This is a genomic window from Ktedonobacter robiniae (assembly GCF_016587375.1).
Lineage (GTDB): Bacteria > Chloroflexota > Ktedonobacteria > Ktedonobacterales > Ktedonobacteraceae > Ktedonobacter > Ktedonobacter robiniae.
Genome location: NZ_BNJG01000001.1, coordinates 2640598 through 2660614, shown reverse-complemented (window position 1 = coordinate 2660614; position 20017 = coordinate 2640598). Strand labels below are relative to the sequence as shown.

15 protein-coding genes are annotated in these 20017 nt (G+C 53.7%); 10 read left to right on the top strand and 5 right to left on the bottom strand.

Translation table 11 applies throughout. The features are described from left to right. Positions 1–168 precede the first annotated feature (168 nt). The gene (ychF, locus tag JMJ04_RS11200) at positions 169–1344 is read left to right on the top strand and encodes a redox-regulated ATPase YchF (RefSeq protein WP_201370570.1); all 1176 of its coding nucleotides are present in this window, start codon (positions 169–171) and stop codon (positions 1342–1344) included. A 69-nt stretch (positions 1345–1413) separates the two neighbouring features. On the opposite strand, the gene yedA is transcribed toward ychF, so the two are convergent. Continuing rightward, on the bottom strand, positions 1414–2349 hold the full coding sequence (yedA, locus tag JMJ04_RS11195) for a drug/metabolite exporter YedA (RefSeq protein ID WP_201370569.1): 936 nt from the start codon (positions 2347–2349) through the stop codon (positions 1414–1416). A 327-nt stretch (positions 2350–2676) separates the two neighbouring features. Between yedA and JMJ04_RS11190 the strand changes: the two genes are divergently transcribed. From JMJ04_RS11190 to JMJ04_RS11175, 4 genes are all read left to right on the top strand, one after another. Then, positions 2677–3876: a M20 metallopeptidase family protein gene (locus JMJ04_RS11190; RefSeq protein ID WP_201370568.1), complete on the top strand. Its 1200-nt coding sequence runs from the start codon at positions 2677–2679 to the stop codon at positions 3874–3876. A gap of 233 nt (positions 3877–4109) precedes the next feature. Continuing rightward, on the top strand, positions 4110–5870 hold the full coding sequence (locus JMJ04_RS11185; RefSeq protein WP_201370567.1) for a peptide ABC transporter substrate-binding protein: 1761 nt from the start codon (positions 4110–4112) through the stop codon (positions 5868–5870). A 158-nt stretch (positions 5871–6028) separates the two neighbouring features. After that, on the top strand, positions 6029–7255 hold the full coding sequence (locus tag JMJ04_RS11180; RefSeq protein WP_201370566.1) for a helix-turn-helix transcriptional regulator: 1227 nt from the start codon (positions 6029–6031) through the stop codon (positions 7253–7255). A gap of 148 nt (positions 7256–7403) precedes the next feature. Next, positions 7404–8063: an SOS response-associated peptidase gene (locus tag JMJ04_RS11175; protein WP_201370565.1), complete on the top strand. Its 660-nt coding sequence runs from the start codon at positions 7404–7406 to the stop codon at positions 8061–8063. A gap of 80 nt (positions 8064–8143) precedes the next feature. Here JMJ04_RS11175 and JMJ04_RS11170 read toward each other — a convergent pair whose 3' ends face one another. Both JMJ04_RS11170 and JMJ04_RS11165 read right to left on the bottom strand, forming a co-directional pair. Next, on the bottom strand, positions 8144–9574 hold the full coding sequence (locus JMJ04_RS11170; protein ID WP_201370564.1) for a DUF512 domain-containing protein: 1431 nt from the start codon (positions 9572–9574) through the stop codon (positions 8144–8146). 267 nt (positions 9575–9841) lie between these two features. Next, positions 9842–10852 carry a helix-turn-helix transcriptional regulator gene (locus JMJ04_RS11165; RefSeq protein WP_201370563.1) on the bottom strand — a complete coding sequence of 337 codons (1011 nt, stop codon included), beginning with the start codon at positions 10850–10852 and terminating at the stop codon, positions 9842–9844. 631 nt (positions 10853–11483) lie between these two features. Between JMJ04_RS11165 and JMJ04_RS11160 the strand changes: the two genes are divergently transcribed. From JMJ04_RS11160 to JMJ04_RS11150, 3 genes are all read left to right on the top strand, one after another. Beyond that, positions 11484–13274 carry an ABC transporter ATP-binding protein gene (locus JMJ04_RS11160; protein WP_201370562.1) on the top strand — a complete coding sequence of 597 codons (1791 nt, stop codon included), beginning with the start codon at positions 11484–11486 and terminating at the stop codon, positions 13272–13274. 110 nt (positions 13275–13384) lie between these two features. Next, complete coding sequence (locus JMJ04_RS11155) at positions 13385–15259, top strand: ABC transporter ATP-binding protein (protein WP_201370561.1); 1875 nt, start codon at positions 13385–13387, stop codon at positions 15257–15259. Next, entirely contained in the window at positions 15260–16096 is an 837-nt protein-coding gene (locus tag JMJ04_RS11150; protein WP_201370560.1) for a GNAT family N-acetyltransferase, read from the top strand. 80 nt (positions 16097–16176) lie between these two features. On the opposite strand, the gene JMJ04_RS11145 is transcribed toward JMJ04_RS11150, so the two are convergent. Then, positions 16177–16827: a hypothetical protein gene (locus JMJ04_RS11145; protein ID WP_201370559.1), complete on the bottom strand. Its 651-nt coding sequence runs from the start codon at positions 16825–16827 to the stop codon at positions 16177–16179. 375 nt (positions 16828–17202) lie between these two features. Here JMJ04_RS11145 and JMJ04_RS11140 point away from each other — a divergent pair, with 375 nt between their 5' ends. Together JMJ04_RS11140 and JMJ04_RS11135 are read left to right on the top strand one after the other, a co-directional pair. Further along, positions 17203–17859, top strand: a complete 657-nt coding sequence (locus JMJ04_RS11140; RefSeq protein ID WP_236037987.1) for an RNA polymerase sigma factor — start codon at positions 17203–17205, stop codon at positions 17857–17859. A gap of 2 nt (positions 17860–17861) precedes the next feature. Beyond that, positions 17862–19016 (top strand): DUF5667 domain-containing protein, encoded by a 1155-nt coding sequence (locus JMJ04_RS11135; RefSeq protein ID WP_201370557.1) that lies wholly within the window; start codon positions 17862–17864, stop codon positions 19014–19016. 102 nt (positions 19017–19118) lie between these two features. On the opposite strand, the gene JMJ04_RS11130 is transcribed toward JMJ04_RS11135, so the two are convergent. Then, positions 19119–19940, bottom strand: a complete 822-nt coding sequence (locus JMJ04_RS11130) for a class I SAM-dependent methyltransferase (protein ID WP_201370556.1) — start codon at positions 19938–19940, stop codon at positions 19119–19121. Between the last annotated feature and the right edge of the window lie 77 nt (positions 19941–20017).

Genomic DNA, 20017 nt, shown 5'->3' with positions numbered 1-20017 from the left:
ATAGTGTGAGGTGCAGGCGGTCGCCTGCACCTCACACTATTATCCTTTATCCGGAATATACCATTCACATGCCAAAGATAGTACAATAGAGAGACACAAACGCGCGATTTTCCCATCTCCCCAAAGACTTCTTCAGGTGGCAGATGTAGCAGTAAAGAAGGATAATTTATGGCACTCACAATTGGTATTATTGGTTTACCCCAAAGCGGCAAAACCACCCTATTTAACACCCTGACGAAAGCTGGGGCACCCGTCAGTGGTTACGCGACCAGCACCGTACAGGCGAACCTCGCCGTGGTCCAGGTGCCCGATACACGCGTAGATTCCCTCTCTGACATCTTTCAACCTCGCAAGAAGACCTATACGACGGTCGAGTTTGTCGATGTGGCAGGCATGGGCCAGGCTACGCAAGCAGCCAAAGAGAAGAAGGAAGGGCTGAGCGCGGAATTCCTCGGCCATATTCGTAACGCCGATGCGCTGGCAATCGTGCTGCGCACCTTCGCCAACGATAATGTGCCCCATGTGTACAGCACTATCGATCCCATACGTGACCTGGATAGCCTGAATGCGGAACTGGTCATGACTGACCTCTCAACCGTCGAGCGCCGTATCGAGCGCACAAAGAAGGCCGCCAAGTCTGGTGATAAGAAATATCAGCAAGAGCTAGATCTCCTCCTGCGCTTGCAGGAAGCCCTCAATGAACTGAAGCTCGCGAGAGAGGTTGAGATCTCCGCACAGGATAAGGTTGTCACCGACGAACTCTTCTTACTAACACTCAAGCCACGCATGTATGTGCTCAACACAAGCGAAGATATGCTTGGTTCGGCCAACGAGATCCTGGCAAAGATCGAGCAGGGCGAGGCCGTCGATCCCGAGGCAGTACAGAAGGAGTTGAAGGGCATTGCGCAGGTAGCTTTACGCGCCAAAGAAGAGGGCGCGCAGGTCGTTGCCGTCTCGGCGAAGCTTGAGGCCGAGCTCTCTGAGCTCTCCGAGGAGGAGTCCAACGAGTACCTGGAGGCCCTGGGTCTGCCCCAGCTTGGCGCGGATCGCGTTATCCAGGTCGGCTACCGCCTGCTGAACCTGATTACCTTCCTGACCGCTGGCGAGGACGAGGTACGCGCCTGGACTGTGACGCGGGGCGCGAAGGCACCCGAAGCAGCGGGCAAGATCCATACCGATATCGAGAAGGGCTTTATCCGCGCCGAGGTCACACACTTCAATGACTTTATGGAGTGTGGCTCCTTCGCGGCGGCCACCAAAAAGGGCGTTCAGCGCCTGGAGGGTCGCGAATACGAGATCCAGGACGGCGATATCGCTCACTTCCGCTTCAACAAGGGTAAGTAAACTAAAGGGTTGAGTAGCAGGCTGACCAGAGGCCACCTGCTACTCAACCCTTTACTCTAAACCGCCCTCTTATCTACGCTTGCGTAGTGAGACCAGGGCCACGCCTGTAAGAATAATGAGCATGGCAATAATACCAATGGGTGTAATCTGCTCACCAGCCATCAGGGCGCCCAGGCCAACCGCCACAATTGGATTGACATAGGCATAGCTCGTCGCCAGGGCGGGCCGGACCTTGCGCAGGAGATAGCCATACGCGGTATATCCCACCAGTGAGCCAATCAGGACCAGGTAGAGCATCGCCAGCCACGAACGAGTCGAGGGCCAGCCGCTTATGTGCTCACCCAGCCCCACACCTAACAGCAGAAGAGCCACGCCTCCACCTAGCATCTGGGTCGCACTAGCCATCAGACCTGAAGCCATAGAAAATCGTGAACTGAGCGCGGAACCCAGTGACCAGCAGAAAGGGGCAATCAAGAGCGCCAGGGCGCCCTGCGGATTGGTCCAGAGTCCATGCTCCAGGTTCAGCATAATGACGCCGACAAAGCCCAGCCCCAGCCCCAACCATTCGAAGTGTGAGGGCCAGCGCCCCAAAAGGCCAAAGATCAACGCCGAATAGAGTGGAACCGCCGCCAGGGCAATAGCCACGATTCCCGTCGCCACCCATTGTTCCGCGAATGAGACCATGCCATTGCTACATACCAGCATGAGCACGCCAATAATGGTCGCACCACCCCACTGTTTCCCGGTAGGCGCAGCATGCCCACGCAGACGCAGAAAAGCGTACAACAGGAGACCAGCACAGATAAAGCGTATACCCGCCATGAGAAAGGGCGGAAAGCTCTCAATAGCAATACGCATTCCAAGATAGGTCGAACCCCAGATAATATAGAGCGCGACCAGCGCCAGGCCCACTCCCAGCCGCTCACGCGAACTCAAGGCAGGCGCAGTGCTCTGCGCTGCAGGAGCAATAACCGGTTCAGAACGTGTCAATTGTACTTTGCTCATCAGATTTCCCAAACAGATACATAAACGTCTTTTTCATACAATAATCAGATGCCACAGTCTTAAAACAGAAAATGCAAATACATAACTTCTACTGTACCCGAGAAAGTGTTGCATTGCCACAGCCAATCCGCTCTAAATCACATCACATTGGCCTATATAGCCTTCCATCAGAGCACAGCCTTCTAGAGGCAAACACCCACCCCAGAGAAATACATTGATGTGGTACTATGCTAGAGTAGTATGTGGCAGACAGCCAAATATCTCTTCCACTCATAACTCCAGCATGTTCTAGCGTCCTGTATAGCCAGCATTCAACAAGGAGGAAACATGTCCGTATCCCCCATTGATATGTTAAAAGCCGAAATTGATGAGTTGATCCCAGACCTGGTCGCGACGCGCCGCGATCTGCATGAGCATCCCGAACTGGCCTTTGAGGAGGTGCGCACTTCGAGCATTGTGGCGCAACGCCTGCAAGCTTTGGGCCTTGAGGTCCAGACTGGCGTAGCAAAGACTGGCGTCGTCGGCCTGCTACGCGGAGAAGCGGCTCCTGCGAACGCTCGCACCATCGCCATTCGTGCCGATATCGACGCCCTCCCTATCCACGAGCTAAACGAGGTCGACTACCGCTCACAGACCGATGGCAAGATGCACGCCTGCGGACATGATGGGCACACCGCCATCGCACTTGCTGTCGCCGATATCCTCACTAAGCGTCGCGCCGAATTGACGGGCAATGTCAAGTTTATTTTCCAGCCCGCCGAAGAGCGCATAGGTGGCGCGAAACCCATGGTCGATGAGGGGACAATGCAGGGCGTCGATGCCGTTATCGGCCTGCACCTCATTAGCAATATGTCCATTGGCAAAGTTGGCGTGCGTAGCGGCACCGTTTTTGCCAGCGCGGACACGCTGAATTTTACGGTCAAAGGCAAGGGTGGGCACGCAGCAATGCCTGAAAGCACAATCGACCCCATCGTCATCTCTGCGCATATCATTACGGCTCTGCAAACCCTGATTAGCCGCGAGACCTCGCCCTTCAGTCCCGCGGTCATTACCATTGGCACGCTAAAAGCCGGGACAGCCTCTAATATCATCCCGGAATATGCCATCATGGAAGGCACTATGCGCTCCTATAGCAAGGAGCATCGTGACTACCTGCTCAAGCGCATCAGCGAGCTTTCACAGGGAATTGCCAGCGCTATGGGCGGCTCCTGCGAGGTCACGCCCAACCAGGGCTGTCCACCTTGCACCAATAATCCCGAAATCACCAAGATTGTGCGCCAGGCGGCTATTGGCGCCGTGGGAAGCGAGAACGTCGACGAAAGCGAAGCGATCTTGATCGCTGGTAGCGACGACATGGCGCACTTCCTCGATGCCGTGCCTGGTTGCTACTTTATCGTTGGCTCCGGCAATGTCCAGAAAGGCTCGGACTTTCCTCATCACCACCCACGCTTCAATCTCGACGAGGACGCGCTCCCCGTCGGCGTTGAGGTCCTGGCACGCTCAGTCTTCGAGTTCTTCGAATCTTAAAGATCCAGGCTCCACTACAAAGCAGGAGACTTGAGGAATGTCAATCATTCCCCAAGTCTCCTTTTTCGTTCAAGATAAGACATTATTGATCAGTTTTGTATCACATTCTGTCGCATTATTTTTATTTTGATTTTTTATTTTCGTTTGTGTGCCATTTGATGTGAGAATCGCTCAAAACCTGAACGTAGTTATTACAATAGTGCAAGCTTGGTTTACTACAAGGAGGTTTGAAGATGCGACTCCAACAAGCGCGGTGGCTGCGCCAGGATTGTTTGCGCACCATAGGGCTTATCGTCTGTCTACTCGCCATACTGATGACTGCGTGTGGAGGCACCTCACAAAGTGGCTCTGCACAGAAAGCTACCGACGATAAACAAGTCTTTGTCTACCCCATCTCAGGAAAAGATATTTCCACGTTTGATCCCGCCACAGCCGAAGATAACGCCTCTGTGGTCGCTAGTGGCATGGTCTTCACAGGACTGGTACAGGTTGACGAGAATCAAAAGCTCATCAAGCAGCTGGCCGAATCCTATAGCGTCGCTAATGATGGTTTGACCTGGACATTTAAACTAAGACCAAATCTCAAATTCAGCGATGGTTCCCCTCTTACCGCGCAGGATGTACTCTACAGTATTAATCGCGCGCTCGACCCCAAAACCAAATCTACGACTGCCCCCATCTACCTCAATCTGATCAAAGGCGGAGCAGACTTCAATTCAGGAAAAATTCCCACACTGATCAACGTTGGGCTCTTTGCTCCCGACCCCTCGACGGTAAAGATTGTTACTGAGAAGAGAGCGGTCTATTTCCTCTATACGCTTGCCTATATTAGCTCATTTGTGGTTAACAAGAAGGTAATCGACAAATATGGGGATCAATGGACGGATCATCTAAGCGAGGGAGCAGGTGCAGGCCCCTTTATCAACTCTAAATATATCAAGGGCCGAGGCCTTGAGTTTACTCCTAACCCGAACTACTACGGTTCTAAGGTTCAACTAAAGAAGGTCGTCATGCCCTTCTATCAGAGCAATGACACTGTTTACCGGGCCTACCAGGCTGGGCAGGTTAGCTGGGGGAATGTCTCCTCGGCCAATGTCGAAAGCGCGCGTCAACTTCCCGACAAGCAGTATCACGCGGTCCCAGCCCAATCCATCTACTACCTCACCATGAACTACTACAGCAAGCCCTTTAATAATATCAAGGTGAGACAGGCCCTGGCGCTGGCTTTGAATAAGGAACAGATTGCGCATAGCATCTATAAAGACAATGTCATTCCGACCAATCATATCGTTCCCAGCGGCATCCCGAGCTATAACCCAGACCTGGCGGGGCCAGCAGGAGTTACCTCGCTTAAAGGTGATCGCACCAAGGCGAAGCAGTTGTTTAATGAGGGGCTGCAAGAAGAGGGCTTGAGTGTCAAAAACTTCCCTACCATCTCGCTCTACTACAATGCGGCCTGGCCTGTAGATGATCGTAATATGCTTACAGCGGCCCAGCAGACGTGGCAAGAGGTTCTGGGCATCTCTATCAAACTTGAGGGCATGGATTATCCCTCGCTCCTCAAACGCAACGATGAGACTCACGGCAATCCCAATGGCATGCAGATGTGGTTTATTCGCTGGGGCTCGGACTATCCAGATCCACAGAACTGGTTAACCCTGCTCTTCGATAAGAACTCGTCCTACAATAGCGAAAACTTTGGCCTGAACACCCAGGTAAAAAGTGCCTCACGCCAGCAGCAGGCAATTGACCTGATGCAACAGGCTGATGGTAACATTGACAATGCGGAACGCATTAAACAATATCAGCAAGCCGAACAGATTCTGGTAGACGAGGTAGCCTGGCTCCCAATCTACCAGGCCTATAACCCCACAGTCGTCAAACCCTGCGTTGAGGGCCTCTCCCCTACCGCACAGGGCCTTCCCGTTGGCGACCACTGGGCCAATCTCTACATCTCAACGCAAACGCCCTGCACACTCAATAGCTCGCTCTAAGCGCTTTGCAGGGAGAACAAGTAAGAAGAGTGGTGTGATGTGTGGGCTCCGCCTACACATCACACCACTCTTCTTACTATGGAAACTTGCCATTTTGCATGGTATACTTGTTATACTGTTTGACCAACCATAGTAGAAACACATGGAGGTCTATTTTTATGCGCGCGGATCGCTTACTCACGATCCTGATGCTACTTCAAACCAGGGGGCGTATGACGGCGCGAGATTTGGCGGAGCGCCTGGAGGTCTCGGAACGCACCATCTATCGCGACCTGGAAGCGCTGGGCATCGCGGGCATCCCGGTGTATACCGAGCGCGGACACGGTGGTGGCTGCGAGCTGCTTGGTGGCTACCAGACCAACCTGACTGGTCTCGCGCCCGCGGAAATCCAGGCTCTCTTTACCGCTCTCGATGGCAAGTCTGTCGCTGACCTGGGCCTGGAGCAACCCCTCAATGAAGCCATGCTCAAACTACTCACCGCACTCCCGGAATCCAGGCGCGAACAGGCCGAACAGGCACGCCAACGCGTTCACCTGGATCATAAAGCCTGGTTCGCCAGCGAGCGGCATGGTGAACAACATTTGCCCCTGATCCGAGAAGCCCTTTATCACGAGCAGCAACTTTTTGTCTGCTACGGTATCGCCAACGGAACACATCGCGAACATATCATGGCCCCCTATGGCCTTGTCGCCAAGGCAGGCGCCTGGTTCCTGATCGGGGAGTTCGCGGACAGGCCAGAAGTGACAGTATTAGGCGTAGCAAACCTTCAAGGTATTGAGATACTGGATCTTCCTTTCACCTATCCCCAGGACTTCAATCTGGAAGACTACTGGCAGGCATACTGTCAGGGGATGGAAGAAGAGATGCCGCTCTATGCGCGTTCACTGCACCTCGCGCCCTACGAGGCACGCCATCTCCCGCTTGTCCTGGGTGAATGGGGCTATACCCTGCTGAAGAACGACGAGGTAGCAACTAATCAAGCTCATAATGGCTCTGCTGAAAGCCTGCATGCCTCAGCGAGAACCACTCGCCAAACAAAAAAAAGCGCCAGGGGCAGGCATACGCAACCTGCGTCTCGACTCTCGCTCCAGCATCATGATGGCTCATGGCTCCCACTCCAACAAAAAAAAGCAATTCCGTCTCTTGACAGGGCGCGAAACGCTCAAAAAAAAGTCTCATTTTCTAATAATTCAACAAATAGCCAGAACCCAGAGCAGGCACAAGAAAAAAACGCTATAATTCACACATATATAAAGCCAGCCGAGAGGTCCAACAAAAAAAACGGTTTCGCCTCTCCCCTCTCTGCAAAAGAAAAAAAGATTTTTATTACGCAAGAAAAAAAAGCGGTTTCAAACTTACTTCTTCCCGCTACCCAGGCGGCCTGATCCTCTTCTCACTCGTCGATGTTGATCTCTTCCCTCTCCGTTCATCACCATCTGCAACGCCCGCAAAAAGAATAAGACAAAAAGAATTAAGATATATACACTAGGAAGTAGAGAACTTTCCCTTTGGGAGAAAGAAAGAGGATACTTTATGTGTGGTCGTTTTACTCTAACAATTGATAGCAATGCCGTGGCGCGTGCGTTCAACGTGGCAGTGCCTAAATCTCTGCAAGCTGGTCCGCGTTATAATGTCGCGCCAACCCAGGATGTCGTGGCTGTCTTGAACGACGGCGAGCCGCACCTGGACCTGCTACGCTGGGGGCTAATCCCTTCATGGGCGAAAGATGCGAGCATTGGTTCACGCATGATCAATGCCCGCGCCGAGACGCTGGCGGAGAAGCCAAGCTTTAAGCGCCTCCTCAACTCACGGCGCTGCCTTATTCCCGCCGATGGCTTCTATGAGTGGCAGAAGGTCGATGGCGGCAAGGTCCCAATGTACATCACACTCAAAGGGCATGAGCCATTCGCCTTCGCGGGCCTGTGGGATAGCTGGAAGACTGCTGATGGGGAAGTGTTGCGCACCTGTACGATTATCACCACTCATGCCAATGATCTAGTCGCGCCAATCCATGAGCGCATGCCAGTGATTCTCCCGCCAGATGCACGCGAGATATGGCTCGATCCAGGCTTGCATGATGCAAATATCTTACTACCGCTTCTCAAGCCATGTGACCCCGAGGCGATGCAGGCACGCGAGGTCTCCCGGCGTGTCAATAGCCCACAGTATGACGGCTCTGATCTGATAGCCTGAAGTCGTAAAGGCACGCAACATCATGCACCGTGCTAGCGCGGTGCATGATGTTGCGTGCCTTTACGACTTTATTCATTCCTCTATAAGCGAGATTGTAGGCGTACCAGTTGGCGGCCGCGCGTCGCGGCGGGCAGACCAGCTAGCGTACGAATGGCCTCAACCGTCTCCTGAGCATTGCGCACAAATTCTACGCGTGCGGGCAATTGGGCTTTAAATTCCTCGACCGTGATATCGTCCAGGAAGCGCGTACCATCGTTGTCCAGCATGACGCGCGATAGCAAGACCAGGTCACCGAGGTCATCCTGAGCCTTAAGCGTCTCCAGCACATCCTGGCCGCATAGCAGGCCAGCGACCGTTACCTGGGCGCCAAAGAATTGGTTGATGACGGGAACGACGTTTACCTCGATGCCTTGTACCTGCTCACGAATATCCTGCGCGAAGCTCTCGATCACGGGCTGCGCCATTGTACCGGTTACAAGGGTAATACGCCTGGGACGCGGCTCGGGCATCTCAACGGGCAACCGACGCCTGGTACGGTTCCACTGCTCTATCAGGAAGCGGGTCATGCCAACGCCATTCTCAATCTGTGAGAAGAGGCCATAGTGCTCGCTGGGCGGGAACTCGCGGCCCGTAATGTAGTACCACTCATCCGAGAGAAAGACAAAGGGATCGCCATCGGAATTCTCCGCGGCAAAGCGCCGCTGATGCGCCTCCACCTGGTCAATCACCACCTCCGCCTCCTCGCGTGTGTAGGGGCGCAACGCCGGTAGATCGCCGGTTGGCTGAATCATATTATTATATTTGGTCAGGCCCACTGGCACCGCTGAAATGGATTCCACAATTGGGCGCAGCGCGGTCAGCTCCTGAATGCTGCGCTCCAGCTCCTCGCCATCGTTAATGGGGGGGCACAGCACGAGCTGAGTATGACAGGTCAGCCCCATATCGCCCAAACGCTTGATATGCTCAATGATCTCGCCCGCGCGCGGGCCGTCGACCATTTTGCGCCGTAGTTCGGGATTGGTGCAGTGCACCGAGACGTAGAGCGGCGTGAGCTTCTGCTCGTCCAGGCGCTGCCAGTCAAGCTCTTTCAGATTGGTGAGCGTGATGAAGTTTCCAAAGAGGAAGGAATAGCGGTAGTCGTCATCCTTGATATAGAGCGAAGAGCGCATTCCATGTTCGAGACCCGGCTGAGGCGCGAAACGCTCAGGCAGCCCCTTAATAAAACAAAATACACACTTGTTGGCGCACTGGCGAATAAAAGGGGCCGGCTCTTCACCGAAGAGAACACCCAGATTCTCATCCGCACGCTTGGCAACCGCTACTGAGCGCTCATCTTGCTGGCGCTCGTAACCAATGAGCAGCTCTTCCTCGGCCACATAGAAACGATAGTCGACGAGATCGCGAATAAGATGACCATTGATTGTTTTTATGAGATCGCCTGGCTGCAACCCTGCGTGGTCAGCCGGGCTCTCGGGCACTACCTCACGCACCCATCCATATAGTTTTGGCATTGTTTAACCTCGAAACCTGTGGGGGAAGAAAATTTATTACTCCTGCTACATCTTCGCTCGATTGGGAGAGAACCTGTGCTGGCTCTACGAAAAACGCTATAAAAGCTGTACGAATGGTAGAGAGCGTCGTACATAAGCTCACGCAAAGAAAAAGGAATGCTATCCGCAAGATTATAAACCGCGGGCCTTCTCACGTCAAATGCACAGGACACTCTATCACGCCATAGTACCGCGTCCCCTCTCTCACAAACAATGCAGTTTGCCATTTTATTCGACATTGTAGAGGGCTACGATCTTGCGGGCGCATTCTAGCACCGCCTGGCGCATCTCTGGTGGGTCCAGAATCTCTATGCCTGGTACAAAGGTCGAGGAGCCAGGAGTTACCTCTTGCCGGTAGATAAAGCCCAGAATAAAGCTACAAGTCGTCTCTTTGGATTCGAAGCGCAGAGTCAGCGTGATGCGCCCCTCTTCATCGCCGGATCCCGCCTCACGAATCAATTGACGCACCGACTCGCCCATGATCATAGGCAAGATTGGTAGAAACTCTGGCGCGACACGCACTGTCACACTATAGGTAGCGATACTCTCCTGGAAGTTTGCACTCCACTCCGTCCAGTAGCGCTCCAGGTCAAAATCGAGCGGTCGCTCAAATGTCTCCTCCTGCACCACTACATCTCGCACACGCGAGAGGCGATAGACGCGCATCTGCTGCTTGTTACGTCCCACCAGATACCAGATCCCTGCCTTGGAGACGAGCCCCAGCGGCTCTACCAGGCGTTCGACGACCTCGGCACTGGGTTTATGATAAAAGAGGCGCACATAGCGATCATGCCAGACTGCCTCACGTAGCAGAGGGAGAAATGGCGTAGTGGCCTCACCCACAAACCAGGGTAGTGGATCAAAGAAGAGCCGCTCGCGTGCATGCTCGATGCTTCGTCGTTGCACAGCAGGTAAGGCGGCCAGCACCTTTAGCAGTGCGGCGTCTCGCGCCTTCTCGCCCTTCCCCTCTGGAAGTGCTGGACTAAAGCCAGGGACCAGCAGCGAGCGTAGTTCATTCTCATTGAGTCCTGTCAGATTGCTTCGATAGCCATCCGTCAACTTACAGCCGCCTCCTGGACCACGCTCGGTATAGATCGGGATGCCTGCCGCGCTCAGAGCCTCAACATCGCGATAGACAGTACGCTCCGAGACCTCCAAACGCTCTGCAAGCTCGCGCGCCGTTACATGCCGCCGCGTCTGCAACAACATTAAAATCGAGATCAAGCGCTCAGCACGCATACTACTCCTCCTTCAAACAAAGCCATCAGGCTTCGTCAAAACATTTGCCCATCTCTATATTACCCTATATTCCTGACAGAAGGTGGCAAGAATAAAGCCCGACGCGGGCTTTAGCCCGCGTCGGACCGCAGCGTCACCTACCGTCTTACCAGTTTGAGGCACGACAAAAAGAAACAGGAGGAAAAAGAATGAGGGTGTACTGGCTTTGTGAGGCGCGCTATTAGATACATAGCTTACCTGACAGAAGGTGGCAGGTTTTCCGGATTATACTATGAAGGCGATATGTTGAGAGAAACTGTCCAATAGGGCATAGACAAGCAAGCAGTGCTTCATGGTATACTCATCAGCGTATATCTGTGACCAGGAGAATATATAGATAGAAGGAAGACATCCTTTGTAGGTTGTTTTGTGTGGAAGGGAGATGCCGCGTGTATTTATAGACATATACATGCCTATACCTCATTCTCATCTGTGTACTTCAATGTACGACCGCATAAGAAGCAAGATCTCATGCGGAAACCAACGCCAGACCGCCGTGCCCCCGAATGGGGGTGGCTAGCGCTCCGCGCTCAGGTTTCCTAAGAGGCAGTATTTGTAGTCTGTTTTTATCCTAGCTCGTCGGAGGTACCCCTTGTCCAAACGCGAGTTTACCGTCTCTAATGAATATACATTTAACCGCGCCAGCCCTGCGCGCTGGATTATCTCGCATTTGTTCCGCTATAAATTTCGCGTCTTGCTGTATATGGTGCTGGCCCTAATCACCAACTTTGCCTTCTCGGGGACCCGTGTGCTGACCGGTAATGCCTTTGATGCTGTCCTCAAGGGAGATGGCGCACAGGTTGGCATTATCGCGCTCAAGATGTTGGCCCTGGTCATTTGCTGTGGCCTGATCGATTTTGGCGCACGCTTCATGATTGAGATCATTGCCAAGAGCCTCGCCCGTGATGCACGCGAGGAGCTCTATGTCAGTCTCTTAGGCAAGAGCCAGTCGTTCCATAATCGACAGCGCGTCGGTGATATCATGGCGCGTGCAACCAATGATATGTCGCAGATCAGCGACATGGTTTCGCCTGGCTTCGATATCATCTACGACTCCTTCTCAAGCCTGTTGGCAATCATGATCTTTATCGGCATCTTGAATATCCAGCTCTTGCTGGTGCCACTACTCTACCTGGTGGTCTTTCTGCTAACATTGCGACTCTATTCACGGCGCCTCAACCCCGTCTCGCGAGAGATGCGCGAGCAGTTTGGCGTGACCAACGCCATCCTAAACGAAGCGGTTACCGGCATCGAGGTCATCAAAGCCACCTCGCAGGAGGAGCAAGAGAAAGAGAAGTTCACAAAGAATGCCTCTCGCTATCGCGACTTCTTCGTCAAGAACGGCATCATCCAGGGTCAGTACCTGCCAACGCTTCTGCTGGGTATCGCGCTGGCCTTCTGTTTCCTGCATGGCCTGTTCCTGCTCCTGCAACACCAGATCAGCGTTGGTCAACTGGTCACGTTCATTGGCCTGGCCACGAACCTGCGCTTCGTCACCGATATGTCGACCTGGAGCTTTACCCTGGTCCAACTGGGGGTCGCGGGCTCACGGCGTGTCCTCGATATGATGAAAGAAGAGACAGAGATCGACGAGAACGAGGATGGCTACAAGGCCGAGATCCAGGGCAATATCGTCTTCGAGAACGTCTCCTTCGGCTATGGCGAGACACCCATCCTGAAGAATGTCTCCTTCCAGGCCAAAGCCGGACAGACCATCGCCATTGTGGGCCAGACCGGCTCGGGCAAAAGCACCATCACCAAGCTAGTCAACCGCATCTATGATGTCAGCAGTGGACGTGTGCTTATTGATGGGCAGGATGTTCGCGATTGGAATATGGATGCGCTTCGCTCACAGATCTCGACCATTGAGCAAGACATCTTCCTCTTCTCGCGCTCAATTGCCGACAATATCGCCTATGGCATGGGGCAACAAGCCGATGCCAGCACTATCAAGCAGGCGGCCAGAGATGCCCAGGCCCATGACTTTATCATGAGCTTTAAAGAGGGATACGAGACCGTTATTGGCGAACGTGGCGTCATGCTTTCAGGCGGCCAGCGCCAGCGCCTGGCGATCGCGCGCGCCCTCCTCACGGATCCACGTATCCTCATCCTCGACGACTCAACCAGCGCCATCGATAGCGCCACTGAGGATGAGATTCAGAAGGCGATCAAGCGTGTACTCCAGAATCGCACCACCCTCCTTATCACCCATCGTATCTCACAGATTCGCTGGGCGGATAAAGTGCTCGTTGTGCGCAATGGCGAGGTCATCGATCAGGGTACACACGAGGAGTTGATGCAGCGCTGCCGCACCTACCAACGCATCTTCTCACACTATGAGAACGTAGCGGCGCCGGAGGCTGTTCTGGCCAGTGGCGAATAGTTAAGTGCCTCTTCGGAGACCTGAGCGCGCTTGTCCCCGAATGGGGGAAGCGCTAGTCGCGTGAGCGACGTTGGTTTCCGCATAAGAAGTGAGAGGAAAGAGAGCGAACAATGGGTTTTCTTATGGATGGCCTGGACGCCGAGGCCTATGATCGAACATATACCGATGGTCAGCTTATCAAGCGCATCGCAGGCTACTTTAAACCAAAGTTGGGAGTGGTGGTCGTTGTCAGCATTCTGGTCGTGCTCAAGACTCTAATGGACACCGCCTTCCCTCTACTTGTCTCCAATGGTATCGATACCCTGGTATCGAATAAGGCAATGCAAACAGCGATCTGGCTGGCGGCGCTACTCCTGGTTTCGGGCGTCCTCTCCTGGGTCTTCAATATGCTGCGCCAATGGCTCACCGCCATCGCGGTTGGAGATGTCGTGCTGCAACTACGCAAGGACGCCTTTAACGCGGTGATGGATCGCGATATGTCGTTCTTCGACGAGTTCTCGTCGGGCAAGATCGTCAGCCGCGTCACCTCCGATACGGATAAATTTGCCACGGTGGTGACCCTGACCGTCAACCTGCTCAGCCAGTTCTTGCTCTTCATCCTGATCGCGATCATCCTCTTCTTCCGCAACTGGCAGCTTGCGTTGATCGCCTTTACGATTCTGCCCGCGATCATGCTGGTGGCGCTGGGCTTCCGCTACCTGGCGCGCACAGCGACCCAGCGCTCACAGCGCTCCATGGGACGCGTGAACTCGAATGTCCAGGAGGCAGTCAGCGGCATCATCGTCGCCAAGAACTTCCGCCAGGAACAGAATATGTACAACGAGTTCAAGGAGGTCAACACCCAGGCCTTTCACGTCGATGTTCGTTCTGGCATCCTCTATAACGGGGTCTTCCCTGTCCTGGTCGCTATCGCAAACCTGGGTTCAACCCTGGTGATCTACTTTGGTGGGCATAACGTCCTCAACCACAGTATCACTGCTGGCGACTGGTTTCTCTTTGTACAGGGTATCGCCTCGCTCTGGTTCCCGGTGACCAGCATCGCCTCTTTCTGGAGCCAGTTTCAGCTTGGCCTCTCCGCCAGCGAGCGTGTCTTCGCTCTGCTCGACGCTGAGCCTCGCGTACACCAGACGGGTAACGAAATGGTGCCAGCCCTTAAAGGCGAGATCGAGTTCCAGGACATGTTCTTTAGCTATGATGACCGCCAGACGGTACTGCCTGACTTTAACCTGAAGATCCAGGCTGGCGAGACGGTCGCCTTCGTCGGCCACACTGGCGCGGGCAAATCCAGCATCGCCAAGCTGGTGGCGCGCTTCTATGAGTACCAGGGTGGCAAGTTGCTTATCGATAAGCGTGATATTCGCAGCTTCGATCTGCACGATTATCGCCGCCGCCTGGGCATCGTGCCCCAGGTGCCCTTCCTCTTCTCAGGCACTGTCGCGGAGAACATTCGCTACGCGCGGCCTGAGGCCAGCGACGCCGAGGTGCTCCAGATAGCGCGCCAGATTGGCGATGGTGATTGGATTGAAGCGCTACCCGAGGGATTGGAGACGCAGGTCGGCGAAGAGGGCAAGGCGCTCTCCATGGGCCAGCGTCAGCTTGTGGCCCTGGCACGCGTGCTCTTGCAAGATCCCGCCATCCTGATCCTCGACGAGGCCACCGCCAGCGTTGATCCCCTGACGGAGTCTCAGATTCAGGAGGGCCTGGACCTTCTCCTCGAGGACCGCACCGCTATCCTGATCGCACACCGGCTCTCGACCATCAAACAGGCCGACCGTATTATCGTGCTCAACCGTGGTCGCATCGTCGAAGAAGGCAACCATGAGCACCTGATGCGCCAGGGGGGGCACTACGCTCACCTGTACAATACCTACTTCCGCCACCAATCGCCAGACTATAAGCCGGGCGAGGGCTTTGTGGAGGTACATGCTTCGGTTCTGGATGAGATAGACCAGGCAACCACGCCTCAACCCGAAGAGGTGCGTTAAATGGCGCAAATCTTTACATCTGGCTCTGGCACGCGCGAAGACCTCGTGCGTGCCATGGAGGCAAATGTTCAGGAGACCGTGGCCCTCTGGGGCCGCGTGCTCGGCTGCCAGATCCACTCTACACCAGAGGTTGATTGGTTTCTCTCTGGAACCCAGCTCTCTATGTTTAATGGCATCATCCGCGCCCAACTCTCGACCGAGGGTCTGGACGCCCAGATTGAACGCCTGCTGGCGCCTTTTCGTGAGCGAGATCTGCCGATGGCGTGGCTAACCTTTCCCTCGACGACGCCAGACAATCTGGGAAAACATCTGCTCAAGCACGGACTGGCACTGGATGAACGCCTGCCCGGCATGGCCGTTGATCTACGGAACCTCCCTCTCGACGAAGCTCCACCAGTGGGGATCACGATCAAAGTGGTGGAAAATGCCACTGAGATGGAGCAATGGATATATACCCTCTCGGAGGGAAGCAGTTTCCCGTCCTTTGTCACAACCCTCTTGCTCGATATATTACAGCGCCAGGGCTATCGCCAATCGGAGCACTATCGCCCCTACTGTGCGCTACACGAGGGGCGCGTGGTTGGCACCTCACTGCTTAGTCCCGGCGGGGGCCTGGCTGGAATCTATAACGTCTGCACTCTGCCCGAGGAACGGGGACGCGGTATCGGACGAGCTGTAACGCTGGCCACCCTACGTAGCGCCTACGCCAGGGGCTACCGCTACGCCACCCTGCAATCATCAAAGATGGGGCTTCCCATCTATCGCCGTCTCGGCTTTGAAGAGCTCTGCACCTTTGAGTTCTACTTTCTCCCCGCAAGCACCTGGCAAGCAAGTTAACCCTCATTTGCACAAAAAATATCCCCCTACCAGCCGCGAACGGCTGATAGGGGGATACAAAATCAGTGGGCCTTACACCACTAGTGATGGGGAGTTGGAGTTATTGTTGGTTTCCCCGTAGTTCCACTCTTGCTATGGTCAGTGCCATTGCTGCTACCATTGTTGTTTCCGTCTTTGCCCTGAGTAGCTGACATGCTCGCCTTCACACAGGCAGCAATAGAGCCGTTATTGCAGGTTTTCAAGGCGTTCGCGACATAGTTGCTCAGTGTCTCGTCCGTGAGCTTCGCGTTTGTAGCGCTCTTGTCATGTCCCGCCAGGTACCAAGCGTAGGTTAGCAGATCTTCGATCTCGCCAAACCCGAGGGGATGATCGAGGCCTTTATATGTACCATCATGCAACGAGCAGATAAGTTGGATAGTCGTGCCCTTGCTATCGGTGCTCAGCGAAAACTTCTTGGCCAGGTTCTGCGCTTCTGCGAGTCCAGGACAGTCATTTTTGTGATCGTTCGACTGCTTGTCCTGAGTAGCACCATTCTTAGCATTCTGGTCTTTGCCATCCTGCTTGTCAGGTGTAGCGGTATGCGCAGGAGTGGCAATGGATTTGGCAAAATTCTGTCCCGCTGGGCTGGCTGCTAACGCCGCAGTACCACCACCAACGACGGCCAGGCTAACCAGTGCCGTGACAACAATTTTTCCTTTGATGGCTGTTACAATCGTGCTTCCGAGACTCATATACGAACATTCCCCTTCATAAATAATCTTTTATGGGGAAAGATAGGCAACATTTTACGAGGAGAGTTCCCCCCGCTCTGTCTCTTCAAATGCGCTTATCTCGAGCAAATGCTAAGAAAGAATAAGGCCTTTACGTATTGCCATTGAGTATGCGTACTGTCTCGCATCTCTCGTTACTATAGTTGTCTTTTACTTGAGTTTGGTTACGGCCCTGGTGATGAAATGTAATCGGCATCCCTAAAAGTTCGGCTTATGATGCCGTAACTAGAAAGAAGAAAAATACAACTAATTAAGAGGAGACAACACAACTATTATTTTGTGGAGTTGAGAGGATTATATATGTTTTCCTGGCCCCGGCCATCGGAGAGTGAGCCCTTGCCTCAACAAGAACATCCTCATCCATTTGATCACCTCCTCAACCAGGCAAGGCAAGGAGATGGTGAGGCGCTTGGCGCGCTCTATCGTCAATTTCTTCCTGGCATATTTGGCTATATAGCAACCCGAATGCCTGAGCGTTCTCTGGCAGAAGATCTTACCTCTGAAGTCTTCTTAAAGATGGTGGAAGGCATCCATAAGGTCAGGACCAATGATGAGTCTGGCTTTGCGGCCTGGCTCCTACGCATTGCGCAGTTAACTGTCGCTGGCTACTACCGTGGCCGGGAGAAGCAACCACTACTAGTATCTTTGACCCCAATACGGCCAACAAGCGAAGAAGATATATTGGCGACACACTATGCCGATGATGATCCAGCTCATATCGCTGAAATACGGGATGAATGGCAAAGTGTGGTTCAGGCGATGAATGCACTGACTGAGGAGCAACGGCAGGTGCTTGTTAGTCGTTTACTGCTTGGCTATGATGTCGCCACGGTTGCCAGAATGCTTGGCAAGAAAGAGAATGCAATCAAAGCGCTACAGTTCCGCGCGCTCCAGAGTCTCCAGCGCCTCCTTCATCCCACGAAACCTGTAAAGCAGAAATCCAGACGTGCCAGACCAATCTCGCGACGCACATCGCAGAAACAGGAGAGATAAAAATGAAACCACTATCAGAACTCCTCAATACGCGTCTAGAGGAGCACATGTATAAAGGACACTTAGCCAAGGCACCTGGATTCATGCCACCTCCTGTCTTCTTCGGTCAAGAGACTGAGGTTGACGAACTGGTCAAGCTGGCCCAGCGCGTACGCACACATCCCGCCATTCAGCCAGATCCTGAGTTCGCACGTCGTTTAGAGACACGCCTGCGCGCACATGCATATACAAGCCAGCAAAAACGTCCCGCTGGTTTCTGGTGGCAGTTCCGCTTTCTCCAGCCACTCAGCACACCCCTGGCTCTGGCTGCAATATTGCTCTGCCTTGTGCTAGGAACGGCAGGAGTCGCGCTCGCCGCCCAGACAGCTACACCCAACACCCCTCTTTATGGCGTCAAGAGTTGGATCCAGCAAGTACAAATGACGCTCATAAACTCACCAGCAGATCAAGCCGAACTACATCTGCGCATTGTGCGAGATCACCTGACGGCCTTGAAAAGCGCGGCAGCCGCCTCGCAACAGGATGTTTATCTTAACGAACTCACAGAGCTTGAACAGCAGCTCACCACAGCTACACAATCCGTTGGCGCCATTCCACCAGGCAAAGATCACACCCTTTTGTCTCAAGAACTCGCGACGACTCAAACCAATGTTCGCCAGACACTTCGCAATCTATTACCTGCACTGAAAACAACAGCGCAACTAGCAACAACCGAGGCACTGGAGCACCTGGGCGAACAGGTCACCCATCTACAAAGCGCCACGGTTATTCTCTCGCCATCATCTCATGGTCAGGTAACAATTATACTTTCTGGAACACATTTTCAGTCAGGAGCACGGCTCTGGATCAATAATCAACCCGTCAATGCGACGGGAAGCATACAACAGGGCACGTATGTGTTCCTCGTCGAGTGGAGAACTGAACGATCGATCAAGACTATATACTTATCCAACCCGGACGCTACGCTAGTACGCACGGGAACAATTATGATCACCACGGCATCTCCCGATAACGGGAATGGCAAGGCCAATACACCAGGGTCTAATAACAAAGGCTCGGGAAACAACGGCAATGGGAACAATACGCACGATCATGGATCAGGCAATCAAAATACAGGCAATGGAAAGCCAGGAGTAGATCCCACACCTCATCACTAAAGGAAGACGCTAATCATCCATAGTACCAGTGAGCGAGCGTAACGGCTTTCTTTCTCAAGCGAGGAGAGGTGCGGGAAAGTTCCGCACCTCTCCTCGCTATTTCTATGCCAGGCGTAAACGCACCGCCAGCACAGGGGGAAACTCATGAAAATCTGGCCAATGTACCCGCGCCTTTGGTTCCTCGATTCCGCCAAAGGCTGGCTCCTCGATGCCATCCATGGTAAAGCCCACGCGGAAGGCGCTCCCAAGGAGTTTATGTAGCGGACGATGAAAATAGTACTGAGGGAGAGGTTGACCCACGATACCTGTACCCTTCTCAGGCTCCATATACAAATACTTTGTTTTCTTCAAGAAGCGCTCCGTGATGACCTCGCCACTCTCATCCCTGGTCTCAACCCCCATCGTTACATGTGATGAATTGAAACAGGGATGCATAATCGTAAAGACGAAGCGCCCTCCCGGCTTGAGCACCTGCGCCAGGCCACGCATTAAGGGATCAATCTCTGCCATGTCCATGATACCCATATTGCAGACCGCGGCATCAAAACGCTGCTCACCCAGGGCGACAATCTCTTCTTCATGCGTGGCATCCACCTGCGCAAACTGTACCTGCTCCTCGAACTCGGCGACGCGCTCCCGCGCAAGCTCCAGAAAAACTGAGCTGAAGTCTGTGGCGACCACTCTAGCTCCCAAGAGTGCCATCTGTTTGACAAAAAGACCACCCCCGCAGGCAAGTTCCAATACCTCCTCCCCAGCTTGTAAAGCTAGCAATCGTTCAGCAGATGGGGCAACCAGTAAGCGATGAAAACTATTCCCCTCAGCGCCCATGTAGCTCGCCCAGAAGGGTGCGTTAGCATCCCAAATCATACGCACCTCTTCGTTAAGCATCTCCAGCGTCAGATCCGTTGAATCCCTGCCCATCATGGTGGGCCTCCTTTCAGACACAAAGCCAGCAATTTGATAAGATAGCATTTATAGTACGCACAGCCATAGGCTCAAGG

Excerpts from the sequence above, each read along its gene's own strand:
- ychF (WP_201370570.1), top strand. The coding sequence starts at position 169 with ATGGCACTCACAATTGGTATTATTGGTTTACCCCAAAGCGGCAAAACC.
- yedA (WP_201370569.1), bottom strand. The coding sequence starts at position 2,349 with ATGAGCAAAGTACAATTGACACGTTCTGAACCGGTTATTGCTCCTGCA.
- JMJ04_RS11190 (WP_201370568.1), top strand. The coding sequence starts at position 2,677 with ATGTCCGTATCCCCCATTGATATGTTAAAAGCCGAAATTGATGAGTTG.
- JMJ04_RS11185 (WP_201370567.1), top strand. The coding sequence starts at position 4,110 with ATGCGACTCCAACAAGCGCGGTGGCTGCGCCAGGATTGTTTGCGCACC.
- JMJ04_RS11180 (WP_201370566.1), top strand. The coding sequence starts at position 6,029 with ATGCGCGCGGATCGCTTACTCACGATCCTGATGCTACTTCAAACCAGG.
- JMJ04_RS11175 (WP_201370565.1), top strand. The coding sequence starts at position 7,404 with ATGTGTGGTCGTTTTACTCTAACAATTGATAGCAATGCCGTGGCGCGT.
- JMJ04_RS11170 (WP_201370564.1), bottom strand. The coding sequence starts at position 9,574 with ATGCCAAAACTATATGGATGGGTGCGTGAGGTAGTGCCCGAGAGCCCG.
- JMJ04_RS11165 (WP_201370563.1), bottom strand. The coding sequence starts at position 10,852 with ATGCGTGCTGAGCGCTTGATCTCGATTTTAATGTTGTTGCAGACGCGG.
- JMJ04_RS11155 (WP_201370561.1), top strand. The coding sequence starts at position 13,385 with ATGGGTTTTCTTATGGATGGCCTGGACGCCGAGGCCTATGATCGAACA.
- JMJ04_RS11150 (WP_201370560.1), top strand. The coding sequence starts at position 15,260 with ATGGCGCAAATCTTTACATCTGGCTCTGGCACGCGCGAAGACCTCGTG.
- JMJ04_RS11145 (WP_201370559.1), bottom strand. The coding sequence starts at position 16,827 with ATGAGTCTCGGAAGCACGATTGTAACAGCCATCAAAGGAAAAATTGTT.
- JMJ04_RS11135 (WP_201370557.1), top strand. The coding sequence starts at position 17,862 with ATGAAACCACTATCAGAACTCCTCAATACGCGTCTAGAGGAGCACATG.
- JMJ04_RS11130 (WP_201370556.1), bottom strand. The coding sequence starts at position 19,940 with ATGATGGGCAGGGATTCAACGGATCTGACGCTGGAGATGCTTAACGAA.